Genomic DNA, 24,855 nt, shown 5'->3' with positions numbered 1-24,855 from the left:
GCACTTAGAAATGCTTTCATCTCGCCATGAAGATTTGAAAAGCTGCGATTCTCCCCTTGAATGGGCTGAGTCCAAACTTGGCTTGGGTCATTCTATGAGCGGATATCTCGCTCCTTATAAGTTAAGGATGTATGTCGTAAAGTGCAAGGGTTATTAATAAAATAATTTGAGGTGACTATGCAATATTCTATCAATTCTATTGATCTTATTAAACAGACGAGTGATTGCTTAATCGTCAGTATTTTTCAGGGTAAACGACTTTCTCAATCTGCTCAACTATTAAATAAACATAGTCAGGGATATATCCAAAAAATTTTAGATAAAGGTGATTTAATAGAAGAATGTGGTAAAAGCATTATGTTTTATAATGTTCCAGGAATATCTGCATCACGCGTTCTTTTAGTTTATTGCGGGGAAGAATCCACTTTATCCATAGCAGATTTTCGTAAAATTATTAGTTGTATGGCATGTGCCTTAAAAACTTTACAAGTTGATGAAGTAACAAGTTTTTTAACTGATATTTCAATGAAAGCGTGTGATCTTGATAAGCAGATACGCCAGAGTATTGAGCTTATTGAAGATTGTTTTTATTGCTTTGATGAATTAAAAACAGATAAAAAAAATAAAATATCTCCACCGAAAAGATTTATTTTTAATCTTCCCAATTCTAAAGAATCGGCGAAAGCCGCAGAGACAATAAAACAGGCTACAGCCATTACTCATGGAATAAAATTAACTAAAGATCTCGCTAATCTGCCCGCTAATTTATGTACACCTAGCATCATGGCGGAACAAGCCAAAAAATTAGCGAATGATACCGGCCTTAGGATTAACATATTAGATGAAGCTGCAATAAAAAAAGAAGGCATGGGTGGGTTATTAGCAGTAGCGCAGGGTTCTGAAGAACCAGTCAAGTTCATTACTTTAGAATATCAGGGAGCACTAGAACAACAACCTATTGTACTAGTCGGAAAGGGAGTAACTTTTGACTCAGGTGGAATTTGTTTAAAACCTGCCGCTGGAATGGAAGAAATGAAATATGATATGTCAGGTGCTGCTAGTGTGATGGGAATTTTAAAAGTTATTGCTGAACTTAAATTGCCTATTCATGTGGTAGGCATAATGCCATTAACTGAAAATTTACCAAGTGGTACCGCTGTTAAGCCCGGTGATGTGATAAAAACTCTATCGGGGCTGAATGTAGAGGTCATTAATACCGATGCAGAAGGGCGTTTAATTTTAGCAGATGCCTTAACCTATAGTGAACGTTTTAACCCGGATGTGGTTATTGATATGGCTACTTTGACGGGCGCTATTATTGTTGCATTAGGCGCAGTAGCTACGGGTATGATGAGTAATAGTATGGAACTTGCTCTGGAAATCGAGAAAGCGGGTCAACAAAGTCAAGATAGAGTATGGCCGTTACCTTTATGGGATGAATACCAGCAACAAATCGACAGCAATGTAGCCGATATTTCTAATGTGGGTGCGGGTGGCGGTAAGAGTATTACAGCTGCTTGTTTTTTATCTCGATTTACTAAAAAATTAAATTGGGCACATTTAGATATTGCTGGGACTGCTTGGAAAAGTGGACCAGAGAAAACGGCGACAGGCCGACCAGTATCTTTAATAGTGCAATTTTTACTGAATCGTTGTAAGAACAATTTGAAGTAGATTACTCTGTTATCATTATTCTACATTCTCAACCCTATCCAAAAATTACTATGGATAGGGTGAGATGCAGAATCAAATGCAAACGCTAAACGTTATATAACACATTGCTAAAGCCTATAAAAAGCAGGGCAATTTAAAATACTGCTATGCCTAAACCCACTTTTTACCTTATAAATTCTTTAGGAATATTATTGGAAGTTTTAGTTTTATTGTCCTTTGGTTTTTGTTTTGTGTCATTGCAACATTGAGGATGTGGAATAATAGGACTTGGAGTTTTGCCTGCGCAGGCAGACAATAAAGCAACACTAATCAGCATACCAATTATTTTTTTATTCATAGTTTTATTTCGCCTTTTAGGAAAGAATATTCGTCGCAGGAGTTTACTATTAAAGAAAAATAAAAGGAAGCCCTTTTGAATGTTTTATTGCATAACTATTAAATTATTAATATAATAATTTAATAGAAAATGAATAACTTAAATAAAAGTGAAAAATTAGTGCTATTAAGTCATCAACAGGGATTTAGCTTAATTGAAGTTATGGTTGCTACGGCAATATTAAGTTTTAGTCTATTGGGTTTTGCGCAGGCTCAATTGAGGGCTTTGCATGTCAGTGAACATGCTTACTTAATCAATTTAGCCGGTTTAAAGAATGTGGAACTTGCTGAGAATTTTACAATTTGTGAATCTCAGCCGGGTTGTTTGCAACAAGCATTAATCCTATGGAAAAAAGAGATACAAGAAAGTTTTCCGAAAGGAATGGGGCAGATCTCGCAACTTAATTTATCTAATTATCAAAGCAAAATTCAGTGGTTCTCTCCTTTTTCTAAATTTCAATCGTCTCTCACTTTATTATTTACTGCATGAAAAGCAGAGAGCAAGGATACAGCTTGATTGAACTAATGATAGCAATAAGTTTGTCTTTATTTCTTAGTGTAGGAATTATAAACATTTTTATTTATAGCAAAAATATTTATCAATTAACTCAGACTTTAAATATTATCCCCACCAAAGCACGCCTTGCCTTTCACTTGCTTAGTCATGATATTCGCATGGCAGGTTTTATAGGTTGTGTGCGTTTAGCCGATGTTATGACATTAAATAACCATTTATCAGCCAATACTAGCTTAGTTGTTTGGCATAAAGGATATACGACAGCAAAGTTAAGCTTATCTAAGCTTGCTAAGTATCAAAAGGACAGTGATGCAATTTTAATCCAATTTCTTGATCCCAATACTTTTTCGGTCAATGAAGCAAAGTCTAATCATATTGTTTTAACAAATAAAATGGTACTTCGGCCTAAAGATACTTTACTCATCAGTGATTGCCAACATGCTGAGATTATTTATTGGAATAATATCCATCTGACTTACAGCTATCAAAAAGGTAGTGAAATTGGCTTATTTAATAAAATTATTTATTACATTGGCGATACAGGACGTTTGAATGAAATGGGGCAGCCTATTTATGCTTTATATCGGCGTAATTTAAATCAATCTTTTTACAAGCCTACAGAATTAATTGAAGGGATAAAAAGAATGTCGATAAAATTGGGTATAAAAAATGATGATGGTACTTTGCATTACAAGAATGCTAATGAAGTAAAACATTGGGCAAATGTGCGTAGTGTAGAAATTAGACTATTATTGACAGACAACAATCAATTGCAACAAGAATGGAAGCAAGTAATAGGATTACGTGAGCGAATATAAAGAAAGTAATCAACAAGGATTTATATTAGTGACGGTATTATTTTTTCTTTTTATTATGTCTTTAATGACATTATCGATTTTGAATAGTTCTTATTTAGAATTACGTATGAGTCAAAATATGGTCATTACAGCACAGCAATTTCAGGCTGCGGAAGCTGGATTAAAATTAACGGAATATCGACTTACAAGTTTTTCGACATTTATTTCTGAGTTGCATGAGCATTTTAATTATGCTGATTTTCAAATTAGCTCCAAAATTATAAGGCATATAACACCGTATTGTATTAACCAAAGCTTAGCTTATATTTATGACGTTATTGTGCAAGCAAAACAAATGACCGTAGGAGTGCTTACGCTAAAAACTACTTATGTAGTTAAAGCAAAAGTAGCTTGTCAACATGGAGAGCTTACTTTAAAAAAAACTGGACGTAGTTCTTGGCGAGAATTAAGCAGTACATCTTGAAGTAATAAATTGAGTTTGCTACTTAGATTATGGGAGTAACTAATGTGGGTAATGATTAGTTTATGTTTTTTTATCTTGATTTTGATAATGTTGTTGTGCGTAACGCCATTGCGAAGAATTTTTCTAGTTAAACCATTTTTAGCATATTTAAGCAGAATACTCCCGCCTATTAGCGAAACAGAAAAAATTGTTCTAGAAGCAGGTGATTTGTGGTGGGAAAAAGATTTATTTCGCGGCCTGCCGGATTGGAAAGCTTTACATAGTATTTCTTTATCAAACCTAACTCATGAAGAGGAAGCTTTTATCAATGACCAAGTAGAAGTGCTTTGTAGCATGCTAGATGATTTTAACATTTTAACAGTAGAGCATGATTTACCAGCTACAGTTTGGGAGTTTTTAAAAAAACAAAAGTTTTTTGGTATGGTCATTCCAAAAAAATATGAAGGATTAGGTTTTTCTGCTTTAGCCCATTCTTCTATTGTATTGAAAATTGCGACACGTTCGGTTAGCGCAGCTGTCAATGCTTTAGTCCCGAATTCTCTCGGACCGGCAGAATTATTACTTCATTATGGAACAGAAGATCAAAAAAATTATTATTTGCCTCGACTTGCTAGAGGAGAAGAAATCCCTTGTTTTGCATTAACCTCTGTGGATGCAGGTAGTGATGCAGCGGCACTTGAAGATCATGGGATAGTGTGTAAAGAAATTTATCAAGATAAAGAAATGCTGGGAATACGACTCCATTTTAATAAACGTTATATTACTTTAGCACCTATCGCTACGGTTATAGGCGTTGCGTTTAAATTAGTGGATCCTGATAAGCTACTGGGAGAAAAAAAACAAATAGGCATTACACTTGCTTTGGTGCCTTCTTCATTGGATGGCATTGAAATAGGTAAAAGACATTCGCCTATGGGTTTAGCTTTTATGAATGGCCCAATAGTAGGTAAAAACGTTTTTATTCCTATCAGTTTTGTTATTGGTGGCGAGAAAATGTTAGGTCAAGGTTGGCGTATGTTGATGGAATGCTTATCGATAGGTAGAGGTATTTCATTACCGGCTGTCAGTGCTGCACAGGCCCAATTAGCTTATCGTATGACAGGGGCTTATAGCGTATTAAGAGAGCAGTTTCATTTATCAATTGCTCAGTTTGAAGGTGTTGCAGCGGCTTTAGCAAGAATCGCAGGATTAACTTATTTAATAGAAGCGACACGCCAGTTTACAGTGACTGCAGTGGATGCTTCGCTGAAACCTGCGTTAGCTTCTTCAATAGCAAAATACCATATGACAGAATTTGCTCGCACTATTATTAATGATGCGATGGACATTCACGGAGGACGTGGTATCCAAATGGGTCCACGTAATTATTTGGCACAAGGCTACATTGCCATACCGATATCAATAACAGTGGAAGGGGCAAATATTTTAACTCGTAATCTTATTTTATTTGGTCAAGGAGCAGTACGTTGTCATCCCTATTTAAGAGATGAAATGCAAGCTATTGAGAAAAAAGATATTTCTACTTTAGATAAACTATTAGTTCAACATTTTTTTTATTGTATAAAGAATTTATTAAAAACATTTCTATTTGCTTTCGGTTTAGGTCATTTTTTTGTAGAAACGCCCATAAGGCAATTCGGTTATTATTATCGACAAATTTCGCGCTTATCCGCAGCTTTAGCGCTAGTTACTGATTTTACTTTGTTAATTTTGGGGGGGAATTTAAAACGTAAAGAACGATTATCGGCACGCTTAGGTGATGTTTTAAGTTATCTTTATATAGCATCTAGCGTTATTCGGTATATCCAAGAATTTCCTTTGTCAAAGGAAGACGATACTTATGCGCGTTGGGGATTAGATTATTGCCTCTATCATATCCAATATGCATTTGAAAGGTTTTTTATTAATTTTCCTAAACCTTTTTTAGCTAAGTTACTAAAATTTATTGTTTTTCCTTTAGGCCGGCCTTATCAATTACCAACTGACAAACAAGATTGGCAGTTAGTATCGATAATGACAAAAACTAGTAAATTCCGAGATCGTATAACTCAGAATTGTTATTTAGGAAAAAAAATAAAAGATCCAACCGGGCGTATGGAAATTGCTTTTAAGGAATTTATGAGAATACAACCCATTCTTGAGAAATTAAAAAAACAAGGTTTAAAGCTAAACTTTGATAATGAACGACAGCTAGAGATAGCGTTAACAGACAAAATTCTTACCCAAGAAGAAATGGAACAATTTCTGTTGGTTAAAAAATATCAGCAAGATGCGATGCAAGTTGATGCTTTTTAATGGTCATTTTTTTGTTTAGTTGTAAAGGGTGCTAACTTGCACATTCACTGACAGAAGGTATATTAAAATGGCGTTAACTCTTGACTAGTCTCATGCAAGAAAATACTTACGGGAAAAATGTTTATGCAAGCTAGAGATCGATCAGATTTTGCACGATCAGTTTACATTGTGGATGGCATGCGCACTCCCTGGTTAAAAGTACGTGGAGGCCCAGGAAATTTTTCAGCTTCTGATTTAGCTGTACAAGCAGGACGTTATTTATTAGCACGTCAAGCATTTACTCCCGATCAACTGGATGAAGTGGTTACGGGTTGTGTTATGCCAAGTCCTGATGAGGCTAATATCAGTCGTGTCATTGCATTGCGGTTAGGTTGTGGTAAAGCAGTGCCAGCTTATACAGTACAGCGGAATTGTGCTTCAGGTATGCAAGCTTTAGATAGTGCGGCTTTAGATATTGCTTGTGGAAGATATAACTTAGTATTAGCAGGTGGGACAGAGGCGATGAGCCAAGCGCCCCTGCTACTGAGCAAAGAAATGACCGTTTGGTTTGCTGAATGGAGTTTAGCTAAGAATTTCTTTGCTCGTTTAAAGCTACTTACACAATTTAAACTGAAATATTTAAAACCGATTATTGCTCTACTACATGGTTTAACAGATCCGATTGTAGGCTTAGGAATGGGTCAAACTGCAGAAATAATTGCCCATCGTTTTGGAATTACACGTGAAGAAATGGATGAGTTTTCTTTACAAAGCCACCAGCGTTTAGCAATGGCACAAGATGCAGGAATTTTTAAGGAAGAAATAAATCCGATTTATGACAAACAAAATATTTATTATTCTTTTGATAATGGGTTGCGTCGTGATACGAGTTTAGAAAAACTAACTAGATTGCATCCTTTTTTTGATAAACCTTTTGGTTTGGTAACTGCAGGTAATAGTTCTCAAATTACGGATGGAGCTGCTTTTTTAATTTTAGCAAGTGAAGAAGCAGTACAAAAATATCAATTGCCGATTTTAACGCGCATAGTCGATGTGGCATGGGCAGGGGTTGATCCGAGTGAAATGGGTTTAGGTCCAGTACATGCGGTAGCAGCGCTTTTGAAAAAACAAGCACTCACTTTTGAAAATATCGATTTTTGGGAAATTAACGAAGCGTTTGCAGGTCAGGTTTTAGCTTGTTTAGCAGCTTGGCAAGATGTTGATTATTGTAAAAATCAACTGGGTTTAACTCAAGTTTTAGGAAAAATAGATCAAGCCAAACTCAATATAGATGGGGGAGCGGTTGCTATGGGTCATCCTGTCGGTGCGAGTGGTGCGCGTATAGTTTTGCATCTAGCCCATATTTTAAAAAGGAAACAAGCACGTTATGGTATAGCAACACTCTGCATTGGTGGTGGACAAGGTGGTGCGCTGTTACTCGAAAATATGGCTAGAACTAATACGGGAGTAGTCTGATGAAAAGCTATTTAAATTGGCGATTGCAACAAAAAGAACACGTTCTTTGGTTGTATTTTGATAAAGAAAATAGCTCTAGCAATAATCTAGATGAAAATGTATTAACTGAATTAAGCGCAATCATCCAGGAAATTTCTAATGATAAATCAGTACAAGGCCTAATAATTACTTCTAATAAAGTAAATGGTTTTATTGTAGGTGCTAATATTCAAGCCATCAGTAAATTAAAAACCAAGGAAGAGATCCTAACGTTTATTCAACTTGGACAAAAAGTATTTGATGAATTAGCAGCACTCAATATTTCCACAGTTGCTTTGATCAATGGCTTGTGTTTGGGGGGGGGCTTAGAACTTGCTTTAGCTTGTGATTATCGTATTGCTGTTGCTGACGATAAAACTCGTTTAGGTTTGCCAGAGGTACTGCTTGGAATTCATCCTGGTTGGGGAGGAACTATACGTTTGCCACGTTTATTGGGAGGACCTTCTGCGCTCGAATTAATTTTAACAGGAAAAACAATTTCACCTTATAAGGCACTTAAGTTAGGTTTAATTGATCAGCTTGTTCCGTTGCGACAAGCTGAACGAGCGGCTTTATTTTATGCTTCAGCAAAAATCAAAAAAAAGAATTCTTTTTTTGCAATAAATTGGAAAAAAATAACTAATTATCATTGGATGAGAAATATTATTAGCAAAATTGTGCAACGTCGTCTAAGTGTTAAAGTTAATCCTAAACATTATCCTGCGCCTTATGCTGCGCTTCATCTATGGAAACAATATGGTGTCAATAATCAAGCATTTTTACATGAAGCAATTTCTTTAAGTGAATTGGCTCTGACTCCTACAGCAAAGAATTTAATGAGAGTCTTTTTTTTAAAAGAACGTTTAAAGAAATTTGGAAAAAAAAATAACATATGTTTTAAACATGTTCATGTCATAGGAGCAGGAACTATGGGAGGGGATATTGCTGCTTGGTGTGCTTTACAGGGATTGTATGTCACTCTACAGGATCGTGAGGCGAAATATATTGCTCCGGCTATGACGAGAGCTTATGCATTATTCCAAAAACGATTAAAGACACCTCGGGCTATTCAAGCCGCTATGGATAGACTAGTACCTGATTTAGCAGGCTATGGTATACATAGGGCGGATATTATTATTGAAGCGATATTTGAAGATTTAATCGTCAAACAAGATTTATTTCGGCAGTTAGAGAATCAAATTAAATCTGAAACATTATTGGCTAGCAATACATCGAGTATTGTTTTAGAAGATATACAACAAGGATTACGACATCCAGAGCGTTTAATTAGTTTACATTTTTTTAATCCGGTAGCTAAAATGCCATTGGTAGAAGTGGTGCAATCGGCAATCACTGCGCCTGACGTCATAGAAAAGGGTTTAGCATTTGTTCGTCAAATTAATCGTTTGCCTTTACCTGTAAAAAGCTCACCCGGATTTTTAGTTAATCGTTTATTAATGCCCTATTTAATGCAATCAGTATTATTATTGCAGACTGGAATTCCAGCGCCAGTTATAGATAAAGCGGCTGTAGATTTCGGTATGCCGATGGGGCCTTTAGAGTTAGCCGATACGGTAGGTCTAGATATTTGCTTAGCAGTAGCTAAAATTCTCAGTGAATCTTTAGGTAGCATTATACCTGAAGGTTTAGAGAAAATGGTCGCTAACAAGGATCTAGGACGAAAAACGGAGAAAGGATTTTATCGTTATAAAAAAGGGAAGCCTATAAAAGAAAAAATTCCTGAAGATTATAAAGCGCCAACTAATTTAACAGATAGTTTAATTCAGCCGATGATAGATGAAGCTAAAAAATGTTTGGAAGAAAAAGTTGTTGCAGATAGTGATTTAATTGATGCTGGAATTATATTTGGGGCAGGATTTGCTCCTTTCCGCGGTGGTTTGATGCAATATGCAAAGGAGCAAGGTGACTTGTAAATTATTTTTATAAGCTAATTATTATTCTCCTTTTTGCAAACGTTCAATGCGTAATTCCAAGGGTGGGTGGCTTGAAAATAAAGCACGAAATCCACCACTTTTATGCGATATTTTTAACGCCGACAAAGAAGGAGCGCGCGTATCTTCAGGCTCCATTGCTTTTTGTAAGGCTTGTAACGCTTCAATCATTTTGTCCCGACCTGCTAACAGAGCACCGCCTTTATCTGCGCGGTATTCGCGATGTCTAGAAAAAGCAGCCACTAAAATACTGCCTAAAAATGTAAATAGAATATCAAATACCATCGATAGCATAAAAAACATCGGTCCAGGGCCACTTATCGATCCTTCATCATTATTACGCCCAGCCGCGCCTACAGAAATTACGTATGCTACGATGCGTGATAAAAAAAGAGCAAACGCATTAATTACGCCTAATATAAGCGTCATGGTAACCATATCTCCATTAGTGATATGAGTGATTTCATGTCCTAGTACCCCTTCAATTTCAGCGGAGTTCATTTTTTGCAGTAAACCACTAGAAACAGCTACTAAAGAATTATTTTTAGTGGGGCCTGTCGCAAAAGCATTCAGTTCAGGTGAATTGTAAATTCCTACTTCAGGTAAAACCTTCAAGCCAGCTTTTCGTGCTAAATTGTGGATAACATCAAGGATATTTTTTTCTTCGCCTATGGCAGCACTAGCATCAATGATTTTTAAACCGGTGCTTTTTTTGGCAATGTATTTTGACGTTAAAAGTGAAATAAAAGCCCCTGCTGTGCCCCACAACGCACAAAAAATAGCTAACGATAGATAATTAATCCCGTGAGAGCTGAGATAACTATGTAGGCCTAATAAATTGGTAACAATAGAAATAGTAGCAATAACTAAAATGTTAGTGCCTAAAAATAATAAAATACGACTAAACATAAAAATAATTCCTCATCTAGGATATCATTTTGCTCTTTTCATAAGTGTAGCTTTAATTCATTGAAAAAGAAAAACCCCGCAATAGCGGGGTTTTTTTATGATATAAAACTAAAGGGTTACATCATGCCACCCATTCCGCCCATACCACCCATTCCGCCCATGCCACCCATATCACTAGGAGCGCCAGCGCCTTCATCCTTCTTAGGGATTTCTGCAATCATGCATTCTGTAGTAATCATGAGACCAGCGATGGAAGCTGCATTTTGTAATGCAGTTTGGGTTACTTTAGTAGGATCTAAAATACCCATTTTGATCATGTCACCGTATTCACCTGTTGCTGCATTGTAGCCGTAGTTAACTTCTGTACTATGCAGTACTTTATCAATAACAACATCAGGGCGTCCGCCAGCATTAGTAACAATTTGACGTAAAGGTGAGCACATTGCATCGGCAACAATATGAATACCATGTGCTTGATCAGGGTTAATGCCTTTAAGTTTTTTTAAGGCGCTTAAAGCTCGGATTAGAGCGACACCGCCGCCGGGGACAATGCCTGCTTCAACTGCAGCACGAGTTGCATGCAATGCATCCTCTACACGTGCTTTCTTTTCTTTCATTTCCATTTCAGTAGCAGCACCAACTTTAATGACAGCAACACCACCAGATAGTTTAGCGGAGCGTTCCTGTAGTTTTTCTTTATCGTAGTCAGAAGTACTGATTTTAATTTGAGCATCAATCTCACCTATTCGAGATTGAATCTTGCTTTTTTCACCTTCGCCGCCGATGATGGTCGTGTTGTCTTTAGTGACAACCACACGTTTAGCCGAACCTAAGTCGTCTAGAGTAGCCTTTTCAAGGGTTAAGCCAATTTCTTCAGCGATAACATTAGCTTTGGTTAAAATAGCAATATCTTTCAGCATTTCTTTACGGCGGTCACCAAAACCAGGTGCTTTCACCGCACAAACTTTGACAATACCGCGAATGGTGTTTACGACTAAGGTTGCTAATGCTTCGCCTTCTACATCTTCTGCGATAATGAATAAAGAACGACCTGCTTTAGCCACACCTTCAAGTACAGGTAGCATTTCGCGAATATTAGAGATTTTCTTATCCACTAATAGAATATAAGGATTATCCAATTCGCAAGCCATGCTTTGTTGGTTGTTGATGAAATAAGGTGAGAGATAACCACGGTCAAATTGCATACCTTCTACTGTATCGAGTTCATTTTTCAAGCCGGAACCATCTTCTACGGTAATCACTCCTTTTTTACCCACCTTGCTCATTGCTTTAGCGATAATTTCACCAATAGCGTTATCATCATTCGCTGAAACAGTACCCACTTGCGTAATCCAATGATCCTCATCACAAGGTTTAGAAATAGCTTGTAGTGCTTCTATTGCAGTTGTTACTGCAGTATCAATACCTCGCTTGAGATCCATTGGGTTCATGCCAGCAGCAACGGCTTTCATTCCTTCACGTAAAATAGCCTGAGCCAACACGGTAGCAGTGGTCGTACCATCGCCTGCTTCGTCTGAAGTTTGAGAAGCCACTTCTTTGACCATTTGTGCGCCCATATTCTCAAATTTATCTTTGAGTTCAATTTCTTTCGCAACAGAAACACCATCTTTGGTGATGGTAGGGGCGCCGAAACTTTTGTCTAAAATAACATTCCGACCTTTGGGTCCTAAAGTTACTTTGACGGCCTCTGCTAGTATATCAACACCTCGTAGGATAGAAGTACGTGCATCTACACCAAATTGTAAAACTTTTGCAGCCATTGTATTAATTCCTCTGAATAAAAATAAGGGTTAAAATTGTGATTAATCTTTGATTATCGCCAGAACATCATCTTCACGCATGATGAGATATTCTCTACCATCAAGTTTGATTTCAGTTCCACTATATTTTCCGAAATATATTTTATCGGCTACTTTAATACTTAACGTTTGAATTTGACCTGATTTCAAGCGTTTACCATGCCCTACAGCGACTACCGTACCCCTAACAGGTTTCTCTTTTGCGGTATCTGGAATAACAATACCACCTACGGATCTTTCTTCTTCTTCATCTCGTTTGACGAGAATGCGATCGTTCATAGGAACTAAATTTTCAACTAAAGGTTTTTCTAATGCAACACTCATGCAGATTTCTCCTTAAGAATTACTGTCAATATGAGGATATTAATCAAATTAACCCCTCAGCAGGGGCTAATCATAATGATGTTTGATAAAGAGTACAATAAGTTAACTTTATCACACCAACACCACTCTATATGGGGAGCATACTAAGAAAATTCAAGTCGAATACGTTAAAAATTTACTAGGTTTTAACTTATTTTTTAGGCTTTACCTAATGGCATACAAAATAAGCGTCAGGCTGACCGATGTGTAGTCACTAGGGTGTTTGCTAGATGTACTATTGGAGCGGTAAATTTACCTATGAAGTTAAAGTGGAACTAAACGATTATCGTCCTTGATAATTGATCATTTCAAGCAGTTTTTTCCAGGACAGTATCAGAGTGGTTGTTATTAAAGTTGTTTCGTAAATACCATAATAAGCCTAGGCCAGGTAGAGAAGCTGCAAGCGATAATACAAAAAATACGGGCCAACTATAATAGGTAGCAATTAGACCTGCTAGTGGGCCTACAAAAACACGCCCAACACTAGAGAATGCTGTAAATAGAGCAAATTGGGTGGCTGTATAGCGATGATTGCATAAGCTCATGAATAAGGCGACGAAAGCGACACTCCCCATGGCATTACAAAAACTATCGATAGAAACCGCAAAAATCAGCCAATGGTAATTATGTCCGACAATAGCCAGATGCAGAAAAGTTAAAATGGCCACAGCTTGTAAAATACCAAAATATAACAAAGCGCGAAATAAACTAATACGTGCCATTAAAACCCCACCTGCAAGAAGTCCTAGCATGGTAGCGACGAAACCGATTCCTTTATTAACAAAAGCTACGGTGCTTAAAGAAAAGCCTAAGCCACGAATTAGAAAAGGAGTAGTTAACGAAACACTCAGTGCATCACCGAACTTATAGAGTAAAATAAATAATAAAATTAACCAAGCAGACTTTCGGCTTAAGAAATCTCTAAAAGGCTCAATGACTGCAGCGCGTAAAGTAGTGGGAGGGTGTTTTTCTTCATCATCATGAGGTTCTTCACCAAACCAGGCGCCAAAAAGACCAATAACTATTAAACATGCCATCAACAAATACGTACTACGCCAGCCAATATATTCAGCTAAAGCAAGTGCTGCTGCACCAGAAACTAGCATAGCAGCCCTATATCCCCAACTATACAATGTGGTTCCTAATCCTCGTTCGTTAGGTTTAAGAATATCTGTTCGATACGCATCGATAGCAATGTCCTGTGAAGCTGAAAGAAAAGCAACTAGAAAAGCAACGGATATTAATAATGAAGCACTGGTTTGAGGATTAGCCAAAGCCATGAGAGAAATCGCTACTATTAAAGCAAATTGGATAAGGATGATCCAACCGCGTCGCCGTCCTAATAGAGGAGGGATCCAACGATCAAGTAAAGGCGCCCAAAGAAATTTATAGATATAAGGTTGACCGATTAACCCTAAACTACCTATAGCCAGCAAACTGGCACCCGTTACTGTAAACCAAGCTTGTAGTGTGCTAGAGGTTAATGCGAGCGGTAAACCGGATGAAAATCCTAATAATAAAGTCGAAAATAGATTTCGTTTACTGAGTTTAGTCGTAGACATTTTTTTTCCTGAAGAGATGGAGGAAATATAACTTTCAATTATCTAAGGAGTTAAGAGTTAAACAATTAACGTGCCTAGTAATCGGGATCAGCAATGATGCGCGGACGACCACCAACACCATATTGTACTAATACATGCTGGCCGCGATTAAAAGTTGGCGTCGGTGCTTGTACAACAGAAATTAACGAGTTATTTCTGAGTTTAACTACATATTCAACGCCGGTTTGTGTTGAAAGACCTTTTTGAATTTGATTGCCTGCAAAACCGCCTAATAGAGCGCCACCAATTCCGCTGGCTAAACTACCTCTCCCTCCACCTATTTCGGAGCCAGCAATAGCACCTAAAGCACCTCCGGCTATACCTCCAACACCAAGCTCGCTATTTCCGGTTACTTTCACAACTCGGCTACTGGTTACCACACCTTTAACAACACGCTGAACTTGTCCAGCTCCACTTGTAGTATAAACGTCCGGCGATAAAGAAGACGCACAACCTGCTAAAAGTGATAGACCTAGGATAGAGAGTAAGCAATGGATGTGAAACTTCATAATGAACCCCGTAAATTTTAGTGTATTATTCTAAAGTATATTAAGTAGTAAGTTGAAGTAAGTATTGAATTAAGGGCGCATATGCTTATTGGAAGATAATATTAATAATATTATTAGATGTCAACTCGTACGTTATGTATTTAACGCTTTAAATTTAGCATATTTCTGTCAGTTGCTATGAGTATGTATTTGCGAATTACGATTACCAGTACTATGACAGCATTAATAATTCACGACTACGGATAGTTTTGCCTTCGAGTAGATAGTTTAGAGCAAGACGAAATAAACGCTTTGCATCTAATAAATGTATAGGTGTATCCCATGCTTCATGGTGCATCGCCAAAAGTGATGCGCCAGAAAAAACTGATTGTTTTGGTAGTGATTTATTTAAGCAAACAACTAAGCCTTGACTTGGTATAAATTGGTAAGATTGAGAAGGTAAAAGAGCTTGGTTGGTTTGACTATCTTTATCCAGATATAAAGCATAACCTAATTCAGCGAGTAGTTTTTTTTCAAACAAACGTAAAGCAATAGCTGGATTGTCAGGTAAGTTGCACAGCGCCGTTTGATAATCTTGGAACAAATGCGGATAAGGATCGTAACGATAAAGTAAACGGATTAATAGTTCATTGAGATAAAGACCACAAACTAAAAGTTTACCTGTTAAATGAGGAAGAGAAATAGGATGGGGTTCTGCATTGAGTAAATTCATGAGATCAGTTTTGCCGCGCCAAGAAAGTAGCAAGGGTACAAAAGCTTGTAGTGATCCTTTGAAGCGTGATTTTTTTCCACGTACTCCACGCGCGCCTTTGGCAATAAGATTTATTCTACCTTGCGAAGCTGTAAATGCGTCTATTAATAAACTAGTGTCTCGATAAGGACGGGTGTGCAAAATATACGCAGCTTGTAGTTGTTCGGTGCTTAGCATAGAACTAAAAGATAAAAATGAGAATAATATGCAATATTAACTTGTCTTGTATTTTTCTTATGCAAAAAATAAACTTTAATCTTTTGCGTAAGAAAACTTCCACTTTTTAAGGAAATCCAGTAATATTAGCCTATATAGGTGTTTTAACGGTGCGTTCATCAATATATAGGGTGAGCACTTACTAAGCAATGCCATAACGAATCTAAAAAATAATCTTAGCTGAAAATGATCGCTACAACATTCTTTAAATTGATAATAGGAGCAACCCTTGGCTGAAATTATTGTTATTACATCTGGAAAGGGTGGTGTCGGAAAAACGACAAGTAGTGCTGCGATGGCAGCAGGTCTTGCTTTTCGGGGGTTTAAAACAGTCGTTATTGATTTTGATATTGGTTTACGTAATCTCGATTTAATTATGGGTTGCGAAAGACGAGTTGTTTTTGATTTTGTGAATGTGATTCGCGGCGAAGCGAATATTAAACAAGCTTTAATTAAAGATAAAAGGCTAGAGAATCTTTATATTCTACCTGCTTCACAAACTCGAGATAAAGATGCTTTGACTAAGGAAGGCGTGGAAAAAATTTTAGACGAACTCAAAAAAGATTTTGATTATATTCTTTGTGATTCACCTGCCGGTATAGAACGCGGTGCAACCTTAGCCATGTATTTTGCTGATACAGCGATTGTTGTCAGCAACCCGGAAGTTTCTTCTGTTAGAGATTCCGATAGAATGTTAGGAATCCTAGATAGTAAATCGAGACGTGCTGAATTAGGTCTTGAACCAGTGAAGCAACATTTACTCCTGACACGTTATTCTTTAACACGAGTAGAAAAGGGCGATATGCTTAGCGTGGATGATGTGTTGGATATATTATCCATCCCCTTATTGAGCGTTATTCCAGAATCACAAGCGGTATTACGCGCATCCAATGCGGGTGTACCCGTTACGTTAAACGGAGAAAGCGATGCGCACCAGGCTTATGCGGATGCTGTTTCTCGCTTATTAGGCGAAGAAATACCTTTTAAATTTATTAAACTAGAAAAGAAAGGTTTGTTACGTCGTCTCTTTGGCCGTGAGGAGGTAGCAACATGAGCTTGTTAGATTATATTTTTAGAAATAAACCTAAAAACACTGCGACGCTTGCTAAAGAGCGTTTACAAATTATTGTATCTCATGAACGCAGAACCGAGAATAATTCCGACTTTTTACCGAGATTACAGCAGGAATTGATTGAAGTCATTGCTAAATATGTCGATATCGATCAAGACCAAGTGAAAGTTGAGCTCGAACGAACTGGGAATTGCTCGATATTAGAATTAAATATAACGCTACCTAATGCAGAAATAACTGTAGGTAATGGTGTTTAACCTTGGTTTATTCTTCGTTGGGGATTAAACGTTTTTCTCCAGGTTTTGATACTGCTACATAAATTAGACTGGCTTCCGAAACTTTAATTTGAGTAGATTCATTCACTCCTTCTTGGTAACGTTTTGCATAGACTTCTACCTGTATTGTTACTGAAGTTTTTCCTATTGCGATAATCTTGGTATAAAAGCTTGCAATATCATAAATAAACAAAGGTTTTAAGAACCTTAATTCTTTGACAGCAACGGTAACGACAGGGCCCTTAGCGCGTTGCGCAGCAGCAATAGCTCCAGCAATGTCGATTTGTGACATCAGCCAACCACCAAAAATATCGCCGGCTTTATTGGCATCGTTAGGCCTGGTTTTTACCCGTAAAGTAGGTTCTAACAAATTAGTCATCTTTGATACTCGATAGAATAAGGAGTTTAAGTATAGCAAAAAATCCTTATTTTAAGCTTTTACTGTATTATTTTCACGATATTTAAAATAGACTTTAGACTCTTTTAAAATTTTAATGTTAGGATAATATGTTTATTTCCATATTATTATAATTTTTAAAACCTATGGTTAACAATACAACTATCTATGAAGAAATAAGTAGTTCCGATGAAGAACCAATTTTAAATGAGCAATTTAGTGTATTATTGCTTCAATTAGAAAAAGATTTAGAAAAATTAAAAAATGATAGTGACGAAGATTTGAGTGATCATTTTAAGGAATTAGAAGGGTTAAAAAAAAATGCGACTTCACGTGTTATTAATATTAAGGACATAACAAGATTTTTGGAAACAGATATTTTTGCATTAATGGTTGAATTACCTGGGGCATTTAGCTTCAAGCCAATAACTATTTATGAATGCATGTTAAAAAGTGTTGAGTCATTTCCTAAAAGTGTTTATCAAGAACATTTGCAAGTATTACTAGATTTAAAAAATGATGAGATCAAAGATTTAATCCTATTGAGAGAGAAAAATAAATTAAAGGATGAAAGTAAACAATCAATTTCTATTGTTAGACCTTTTTTTTCTATATTGAGCGCAGCCAAAACTAAAAAGAGGATTTCTTCAGAAAGCAATAATGTTTCGGCTAAACGCTTTAAGCTATTGAGAGAGATACCGCCCTTAACATTACCAAGTAAAAGCGCATCTAATCAAGTTGACGGTGAGTGTCGTGATGATTTATTGCAGTCCGGAATGAAATTGCCTTAAGTATTCAACAATATCGTGCGCAGAAGAAATTTTTGCAGAAGCATTCCAGTTATTAATATCTTCATTATCGCCAATATATCCATACCGGGCGATAAGACTATACATACCGGCGGCATTAGCCGCATCTATATCGCATTTAGCATCACCAACATAAATACAATTTTCAGGAAGGCAGTTTATGCAGGTACACGCATATAATAAAGGTAGGGGATGAGGTTTACTATATTTAAGTGTATCGCCGGCGATAATACATTTAGCTTTATTGAGTAATGGAAATTTTTTTATTAACGGCTTAGTTAAACTAGTCGATTTATTAGTGACAATACCCCAAGGCCATTTTTTTTCTTGTAAGTAATTAATTAAAATTTCTACACCGGGGAATAAATGAGTAAATACACAAATATGTTGAGTGTAATAATCAAGAAATTGTTTGCGTAATTGAGGGAAAATAGGATCGTTTACCTCGATCTGGAGTCCAAGTTTCAATAAACCAGCTACGCCGGTAGATATCGCAGGTCGAATATTATCAATAGGCAAAGGTTTTTTTTGTTGTAAGGTTAAAACGTGATTGAGAGCGGCTGCTAAATCTCTAGCAGTATCTAATAGGGTTCCGTCGAGGTCAAAAAGTATTCCATTTATACTTTTCGCACTTGAATTTTTGTCTGTGTTGCCGTTCAACTGGCAATCCTCATGTATAACATAGGAACGAAGGTTGTTTCATTCTAGCGGCGCTTTCCCAAAAATCCAATTGCTGTGAGTATATTTTTGCAAGTTTTGAAATTGCAAATGGCATAACTAGGCACGCTTTTTAAAAGCAGCAAGATAATTGACTCGGATATCTTTTCCTAAGGCATAATGTTGGGTAAGAGGATTATAGTGGATGCCTTGAAACTTTTGCAGTATCAAATTAGCTTGTCGAGCTGCGCTAGCCAACTCTGAAGGGCGAATAAACTTTTTATAATCATGCGTTCCGCGCGGCAGAAGCTTTAAGAAATATTCCGCGCCGAGTATGGCTAGTAAGTAAGCATAGGGGTTACGGTTAATAGTAGAAAAAAAAATGCTAGCGCCTGGTTTAGCTAAGTCACTACAAGCTTGTATAAGCGAGCTGGGGTCAGGGACATGTTCCAATAACTCCATGCAGCACACCACATCAAAGGACTGACTATGATTTTTAGCGAATGATTCTGCATCGGTAAGGTGATATTTGATTGAAAATTGATTTTCTTCTGCATGCTTTTTTGCAACTTCTAGAAGGGAGTTACTTTTATCAATACCGGTAACTTGAGCAGCTTTTTTAGCCAATGTTTCGGTTAATATTCCCCCACCACAACCAATATCGATTACTTTTTGACCTGGAAGCGCTTGTTGTGCTGTTATAAAATCTAAGCGCAGAGGATTGATGATGTGTAAGGGTTTGCATAGACCCTCAGTATCCCACCATTGCTCAGCCATCTGCGTAAACTTGCTGATTTCTGCTGAATCGCTATTAGAAGCTGACATAAAATTAGATGGTTTTCATTGGTTTTTTGTTGGGAGCGTATTACAATGTGCTAGTTTACTTGACCCCTTATAAAGTGTCTATTGGTTATAAACTGGAGTAATGGATTTGAGGATTTTACCAACGGGTATGGGGAATTATTTTTACTCAATCTTTTAGTTCAACATGAACAACCTTACTAACCGTGTTTATAAATCGATCATAGATAACATTTTAAACTTTGCATTATCTTCGAAAAAAGTGCCCGAAGATCAAACTAAGTTGTTTACTGCATTTGCCCAGCAGTATTATGCTCACACCGATTTAGAAACATTAAAAACCCGCTCTGCTGAAAATCTTGGTGCAGCACTTGCTTCTCATTGGAATCTTATTTATCGGCGTTTACCTGGTCAAGCAAATATTCATGTATATAATCCTAGTCTTGAAAAAGATGGTTGGGAAAGCAAATATAGTATTGTTCAAATCGTTGCAGAAGATAAACCTTTCTTAGTAGATTCCACTCGCATGGAGATTATTCGGCAAGGGTTTAATATCGCTTTCAATATCCATTTTGGTAATATAAAATTACGTCGTGATAAGCAGGGGAAAGTAATCGAGGTTTTACCCTATGATGCTATTGCAGACAAACAAACTGAAGCTTTAATTTATTTGGAAATTGATAAAAATTCCAATATTGAAATTCTTAGTAAGTTGGCTAAAAAACTTGAAAAGGTATTAGAGCAGGTTATTCTAGTTGTAAACGACTGGCCAGAAATGCGGTCGAGAATGCAAAGTTGCTTGAAAGAACTGGAACAAAATTCTCCGCCTTATGATCCAGAAGATGTTGCAGAATCTAAGGATTTTTTGGCTTGGTTACTGAATGATCACTTTACGTTTTTAGGTTGCCGTGATTACGACTTGAGTAAAGATCATAAAACACTGCGCATGGTCAAAAAGTCAGGTTTAGGTGTGTTAAGAGATGAAACCAAAAGCAAAGAAGAAAAACCTTTAACAGAACTACCTCCGGAAGCACGTCGTTTAGCTTTCTCTCCACAAGTACTAGTTATTTCTAAGACTAATAGTAAATCTAGAGTACATCGATCCGTTTATGCTGATTATATTGGGGTTAAACGTTTTAATGAACAGGGGAAATTAATTGGAGAAAGGCGTTTTATTGGTCTTTATACTTCAACAGTGTACCATAGTGACCCGCGCAGTATTCCTTTGATACGGCGCAAGATACAATTAATTTTACAAAATTCAAATCTACCTTTAAAAGGTCATGCTGGAAAAGCTTTATTAGATATTCTCTCAAGTTTACCCCGCGACGACTTATTTCAAGCTTCAGTAAAGGAACTAACGCAACTTGCGTTAGGTATTTTACATATCCAAGAGCAAAGGACAGTCCGTCTATTCGTAAGGCAAGATAATTATCGGCGCTTTATTTCTTGTTTAGTTTATTTGCCCAAAGAACAATTAAATACCGATCTACAACGCCAGATGGAAAAGATCTTGGTACGAGAATTCTCAGGCATTGAAATTGGGTTTTCAACCTTGCTTGGAGATTCTAATCTTGCACGCATCCATTTTTTAATTAGGACCGATCCTAAAAAAGATTTAACCTACGATGTCAAAAAAATTGAGGCACAACTGGTTGAAGTAGCCCGTTCTTGGAAAGAAGAATTGCGTCAGGCTTTAATTGAATATTATGGCGAACAAGATGGCACGCGGCTGTTACAAAAATATATGTATGCTTTTCCTAGCGGATATCGAGATACATTTTCCGCAAACATAGCCGTACATGATATAGCACAATTAGAAAGAATTTCTTTAGAACATCCTTTAGAAATGAACCTTTATCCTTCGGCGAGTGAAAAGGGTGTCCCATTAAGGTTTAAATTATTTCAGGTGGGTAAACCCATCATTTTGTCTGATGCCTTGCCAGTTCTTGAAAATATGGGTTTACGCGTCATGGATGAGTGGCCGCAAGAAATTACCTTACCCGATGGCCATCGCATTTGGATTAATGATTTTGGCGTGATACCCGTGAATATTGATGACATAGATGTTTCTCAGGTTAAAGAAATTTTCCAAGAAGCTTTTAGTAAGATATGGTCTGGAGAAGTCGAAAATGATGGGTTTAATCGTTTAATATTAGCTGGGCAATTAACTTGGCGTGAAGTTTCTATATTAAGAGCTTATACCAAATATCTTCGTCAAATCGGAGTGCCATTTAGTCAAGCCTATGTAGAAACAGTGGTGGCGCGAAATGCAGAAATCGCTAAAATTTTAGTTAAATTATTTAAATATTATTTTGATCCTAGTCGGCAAGATGAATCCGGTAGTGTGACGGCTAGTCTGGAAAAAAGTTTACATACTGCCTTGGATGCAGTCGTGAGTCTAGACGAAGATCGCATTTTGCGAAATTTATTTGAAGTCATTCAGGCCACGTTGCGAACTAATTATTATCAAACCTGTCAACAGAACAAACCAAAACCGTGGTTGGCTCTTAAGTTGAACCCTAGTCAAATTACAGATTTACCATTGCCTAGACCAATGTATGAAATTTTTGTGTATTCTCCACGTGTTGAGGCGGTTCATTTAAGGGCTGCGAAGGTTGCTCGTGGTGGTATCCGTTGGTCAGATCGTAGAGAAGATTTTCGCACAGAAGTATTAGGTTTAATGAAAGCTCAGCAGGTGAAAAATGCGGTGATAGTTCCTGCCGGGGCTAAAGGTGGTTTCGTTTGCAAGCAATTACCTGAAAATGCTGATCGTGAAGCAGTGATGAATGAAGTGATCATCTGCTATCAAACTTTTATGCGCGGCTTATTGGATTTAACTGATAATTTGCAAAATAATGTGGTTATACATCCCAAAGATGTCGTGCGGTACGATGAAGAAGATCCTTATTTAGTTGTTGCCGCCGATAAAGGTACAGCAAGTTTTTCAGATATTGCGAATGCCATCGCGGCTGAATATAACTTTTGGCTAGGGGATGCGTTTGCTTCAGGTGGCAGTGTTGGTTATGACCATAAAAAAATGGGGATTACCGCTCGTGGAGCTTGGGAATCTGTTAGAAGGCATAGTAGAGCATTAGGGTTCAATCCGGATAAAAATGATTTTACCGTTGTTGGTATTGGTGACATGTCAGGCGATGTTTTTGGTAATGGGATGCTTCTGTCTCATCATATTAAGCTCGTTGCTGCATTTAATCATATGCATGTATTTATTGATCCTAATCCAGATCCAGAAAAAAGCTTTCAAGAAAGAAAACGTTTATTTAATTTACCACGCTCTACTTGGCAGGATTACAATGCCAATTTAATTTCAAAAGGCGGTGGTATTTTTTTACGGTCGCAAAAATCTATCGTATTATCTAGCGAGATTAAAAAGTTATTAGATATTAGTCAAGATTCCATTGCCCCCGATGGATTAATTCGAGCAGTATTAAAAGCCAATGTAGACTTATTATGGAATGGCGGTATTGGTACTTACGTTAAAGCATCGAATGAAAGAAATGCAGATGTCGGTGATAGAACTAACGATAATTTACGTATTGATGCTAAAGAATTACGTTGTCGCATTGTAGCTGAGGGAGGAAATCTTGGTTTAACTCAATTGGGTCGTGTTGAGTATGCTTTAAATGGCGGATTAATTTATACCGACTTCATTGATAACTCTGCCGGTGTTGATTGTTCGGATCATGAAGTTAATTGTAAGATTTTATTGAATGCAGTGGTCGCTTCGGGTGAGATGACTTTTGATCAACGAAATGCATTATTAGCAGAAATGACCGATGAAATTGCTAAACTTGTTCTTTATGATAATTATTGTCAAACACGTACTATTAGTTTAGCGGCTATGCATGCTCAGCAGGAATTAGAATTTCATCGCCGTTACATTCAAGAATTAGAACGGCACGGTAAATTAGACCGAGCATTAGAATTTCTCCCGGATGAAAAGGCCTTATTAGAAAGGAAAGCGTTGGGTAAAGGATTAACTAGTCCTGAGATTGCTGTATTACTTGCGTATACCAAAATGTGGGTAAAAGCTGAGTTACTGGAGAAGCATTCTTTGGAAGAAGACTATTTAAAACGCGTTTTGGAATCTGCTTTTCCAAAACCTTTGCGCGGGCGATTCTCCAAATTTATGCAGCAACATAGTTTGCGTCGTGAAATTATTGCAACCAAGATTAGTAATGCCATGGTTAATGATATGGGCATTACGTTTGTCTTCCGTTTAAAGACTGAAATTGGTGCAGATATTGCTTCAATTGCACGAGCTTATGCAATTGCGCACCATGTGTTTGGTTTTTCTGAGCTACTCGGAATTGCAGAAAACTTAAATGATGATGTAGCCCCAGTGACGCGTTACGCTATTATGCGCCAATTTAATCGGTTGATAAGGCGTGCAACCCGATGGTTTATCTATAACTATAAAGATCAATTAACCGATATTTTAGGAATGGTCGATCGCTTTAAACAATCAATAGTTACACTGAATAAAAACCTACCTAATTTACTTATTGGTGAGGAACGAGAACATTGGGAAAAAAATATTCAAGGACTTATCGAAGCAGGTATATCAGAAGAAATTGCGAAACGTATTGCAAATGTGGATCATGAATACGCTTTATTGGATATTATAGATGCAGCACAGAGAAATAATTTGGCTTTGCAAAATGTAGCTGAACTGTATTTCATGGTGGGTGAAAGATTTGGATTTACATGGTTGCGATCTCAGATTATGAAGATAGCGATTGAAACTTTATGGGACAATTTAGCTAGAGTGATTTTATTGGATGATCTAGATACTCAACAACGTCATTTGACCGTTATTATTTTACAATGTGTTATAGATAAACAAGGTAATAATGAAATCTGCTTGGAACAATGGGAAACAGACAATCAAGATTTTATTCAACGCTGGGAACAATTTTTAGCTGATTTACGTAGCACTGGCGAATTGAAGTTAATGATGTTTTCAGTTGTAATCCGAGAATTAGTCAGTATGGTTAATACCACTAACCTTTCTAAAGTAACAAGCTAGATAAAATCTAGTTTGTTACGCAAAGTATTTCTTCCTAATTTTAATTAAATTAAAAATA

The 24,855-nt window shown here is 36.9% G+C and carries 21 protein-coding genes; 11 read left to right on the top strand and 10 right to left on the bottom strand.

Going from position 1 to position 24,855, the window contains the following annotated elements; all coding sequences use genetic code 11:
- The first annotated feature begins 177 nt into the window (after nucleotides 1-177).
- On the top strand, nucleotides 178-1,674 hold the full coding sequence (locus AACL18_RS06220) for a leucyl aminopeptidase (RefSeq protein WP_339050014.1): 1,497 nt from the start codon (nucleotides 178-180) through the stop codon (nucleotides 1,672-1,674).
- A 163-nt stretch (nucleotides 1,675-1,837) separates the two neighbouring features.
- Here the strand turns inward: AACL18_RS06220 and AACL18_RS06215 are convergent, their stop codons facing one another.
- Nucleotides 1,838-2,011, bottom strand: a complete 174-nt coding sequence (locus AACL18_RS06215) for a hypothetical protein (RefSeq protein ID WP_339050012.1) — start codon at nucleotides 2,009-2,011, stop codon at nucleotides 1,838-1,840.
- Nucleotides 2,012-2,140: 129 nt separating this feature from the next.
- Between AACL18_RS06215 and AACL18_RS06210 the strand changes: the two genes are divergently transcribed.
- The 6 genes from AACL18_RS06210 to AACL18_RS06185 all read left to right on the top strand — a co-directional run bounded on the left by AACL18_RS06210 (nucleotide 2,141) and on the right by AACL18_RS06185 (nucleotide 9,549).
- A complete protein-coding gene (locus AACL18_RS06210; protein ID WP_339050010.1) occupies nucleotides 2,141-2,539 on the top strand; it encodes a type IV pilus modification PilV family protein in 399 nt (132 codons plus the stop codon).
- 23 nt (nucleotides 2,540-2,562) lie between these two features.
- Nucleotides 2,563-3,384 carry a PilW family protein gene (locus tag AACL18_RS06205; protein ID WP_339050009.1) on the top strand — a complete coding sequence of 274 codons (822 nt, stop codon included), beginning with the start codon at nucleotides 2,563-2,565 and terminating at the stop codon, nucleotides 3,382-3,384.
- Nucleotides 3,371-3,847, top strand: a complete 477-nt coding sequence (locus AACL18_RS06200; RefSeq protein ID WP_339050007.1) for a pilus assembly PilX family protein — start codon at nucleotides 3,371-3,373, stop codon at nucleotides 3,845-3,847. Before AACL18_RS06205 ends, AACL18_RS06200 begins: the two co-directional genes overlap by 14 nt.
- Before the next feature lie 87 nt (nucleotides 3,848-3,934).
- Nucleotides 3,935-6,142, top strand: coding sequence for an acyl-CoA dehydrogenase (locus AACL18_RS06195; RefSeq protein WP_339050005.1), 2,208 nt, complete (start codon nucleotides 3,935-3,937; stop codon nucleotides 6,140-6,142).
- 123 nt (nucleotides 6,143-6,265) lie between these two features.
- Nucleotides 6,266-7,597 carry an acetyl-CoA C-acetyltransferase gene (locus AACL18_RS06190; RefSeq protein ID WP_339050003.1) on the top strand — a complete coding sequence of 444 codons (1,332 nt, stop codon included), beginning with the start codon at nucleotides 6,266-6,268 and terminating at the stop codon, nucleotides 7,595-7,597.
- The gene (locus tag AACL18_RS06185; RefSeq protein WP_339050002.1) at nucleotides 7,597-9,549 is read left to right on the top strand and encodes a 3-hydroxyacyl-CoA dehydrogenase NAD-binding domain-containing protein; all 1,953 of its coding nucleotides are present in this window, start codon (nucleotides 7,597-7,599) and stop codon (nucleotides 9,547-9,549) included. The genes AACL18_RS06190 and AACL18_RS06185 overlap by 1 nt, the downstream gene beginning before the upstream one ends.
- Nucleotides 9,550-9,570: 21 nt before the next feature.
- Here the strand turns inward: AACL18_RS06185 and htpX are convergent, their stop codons facing one another.
- The 6 genes from htpX to recO all read right to left on the bottom strand — a co-directional run bounded on the left by htpX (nucleotide 9,571) and on the right by recO (nucleotide 15,697).
- Complete coding sequence (gene htpX, locus AACL18_RS06180; protein WP_339050001.1) at nucleotides 9,571-10,476, bottom strand: protease HtpX; 906 nt, start codon at nucleotides 10,474-10,476, stop codon at nucleotides 9,571-9,573.
- Nucleotides 10,477-10,592: 116 nt separating this feature from the next.
- Nucleotides 10,593-12,257 (bottom strand): chaperonin GroEL, encoded by a 1,665-nt coding sequence (gene groL / locus AACL18_RS06175; RefSeq protein ID WP_339050000.1) that lies wholly within the window; start codon nucleotides 12,255-12,257, stop codon nucleotides 10,593-10,595.
- A gap of 42 nt (nucleotides 12,258-12,299) precedes the next feature.
- The gene (groES, locus tag AACL18_RS06170) at nucleotides 12,300-12,620 is read right to left on the bottom strand and encodes a co-chaperone GroES (RefSeq protein ID WP_339049999.1); all 321 of its coding nucleotides are present in this window, start codon (nucleotides 12,618-12,620) and stop codon (nucleotides 12,300-12,302) included.
- Between the two features lie 347 nt (nucleotides 12,621-12,967).
- A complete protein-coding gene (locus AACL18_RS06165) occupies nucleotides 12,968-14,221 on the bottom strand; it encodes an AmpG family muropeptide MFS transporter (protein ID WP_339049997.1) in 1,254 nt (417 codons plus the stop codon).
- Between the two features lie 74 nt (nucleotides 14,222-14,295).
- Nucleotides 14,296-14,769, bottom strand: coding sequence for a glycine zipper 2TM domain-containing protein (locus AACL18_RS06160; protein WP_339049995.1), 474 nt, complete (start codon nucleotides 14,767-14,769; stop codon nucleotides 14,296-14,298).
- Nucleotides 14,770-14,980: 211 nt separating this feature from the next.
- Nucleotides 14,981-15,697, bottom strand: a complete 717-nt coding sequence (recO, locus tag AACL18_RS06155) for a DNA repair protein RecO (protein ID WP_339049994.1) — start codon at nucleotides 15,695-15,697, stop codon at nucleotides 14,981-14,983.
- A 268-nt stretch (nucleotides 15,698-15,965) separates the two neighbouring features.
- On the opposite strand from recO, the gene minD reads away from it, so the two are divergent.
- Together minD and minE are read left to right on the top strand one after the other, a co-directional pair.
- Nucleotides 15,966-16,790 (top strand): septum site-determining protein MinD, encoded by an 825-nt coding sequence (gene minD / locus AACL18_RS06150; protein ID WP_339049993.1) that lies wholly within the window; start codon nucleotides 15,966-15,968, stop codon nucleotides 16,788-16,790.
- On the top strand, nucleotides 16,787-17,065 hold the full coding sequence (gene minE / locus AACL18_RS06145) for a cell division topological specificity factor MinE (RefSeq protein ID WP_339049992.1): 279 nt from the start codon (nucleotides 16,787-16,789) through the stop codon (nucleotides 17,063-17,065). Before minD ends, minE begins: the two co-directional genes overlap by 4 nt.
- Before the next feature lie 7 nt (nucleotides 17,066-17,072).
- Here the strand turns inward: minE and AACL18_RS06140 are convergent, their stop codons facing one another.
- Complete coding sequence (locus AACL18_RS06140) at nucleotides 17,073-17,462, bottom strand: acyl-CoA thioesterase (protein WP_339049989.1); 390 nt, start codon at nucleotides 17,460-17,462, stop codon at nucleotides 17,073-17,075.
- Between the two features lie 164 nt (nucleotides 17,463-17,626).
- On the opposite strand from AACL18_RS06140, the gene AACL18_RS06135 reads away from it, so the two are divergent.
- On the top strand, nucleotides 17,627-18,271 hold the full coding sequence (locus tag AACL18_RS06135) for a hypothetical protein (protein WP_339049988.1): 645 nt from the start codon (nucleotides 17,627-17,629) through the stop codon (nucleotides 18,269-18,271).
- Here AACL18_RS06135 and AACL18_RS06130 read toward each other — a convergent pair.
- Both AACL18_RS06130 and ubiG read right to left on the bottom strand, forming a co-directional pair.
- Nucleotides 18,242-18,949 (bottom strand): HAD-IA family hydrolase, encoded by a 708-nt coding sequence (locus tag AACL18_RS06130; protein WP_339049987.1) that lies wholly within the window; start codon nucleotides 18,947-18,949, stop codon nucleotides 18,242-18,244. The two genes, AACL18_RS06135 and AACL18_RS06130, sit on opposite strands and share 30 nt — an antisense overlap.
- 117 nt (nucleotides 18,950-19,066) lie before the next feature.
- A complete protein-coding gene (ubiG, locus tag AACL18_RS06125; protein ID WP_339049986.1) occupies nucleotides 19,067-19,771 on the bottom strand; it encodes a bifunctional 2-polyprenyl-6-hydroxyphenol methylase/3-demethylubiquinol 3-O-methyltransferase UbiG in 705 nt (234 codons plus the stop codon).
- Nucleotides 19,772-19,934: 163 nt separating this feature from the next.
- Here ubiG and AACL18_RS06120 point away from each other — a divergent pair, with 163 nt between their 5' ends.
- Nucleotides 19,935-24,797, top strand: coding sequence for an NAD-glutamate dehydrogenase (locus AACL18_RS06120; protein ID WP_339049984.1), 4,863 nt, complete (start codon nucleotides 19,935-19,937; stop codon nucleotides 24,795-24,797).
- Nucleotides 24,798-24,855 lie beyond the last annotated feature (58 nt).

Source organism: Rickettsiella endosymbiont of Xylota segnis, from assembly GCF_964019545.1.
Taxonomy (GTDB): Bacteria; Pseudomonadota; Gammaproteobacteria; order Diplorickettsiales; family Diplorickettsiaceae; genus Aquirickettsiella.
This window is presented reverse-complemented; position numbering and strand designations above follow the sequence as displayed.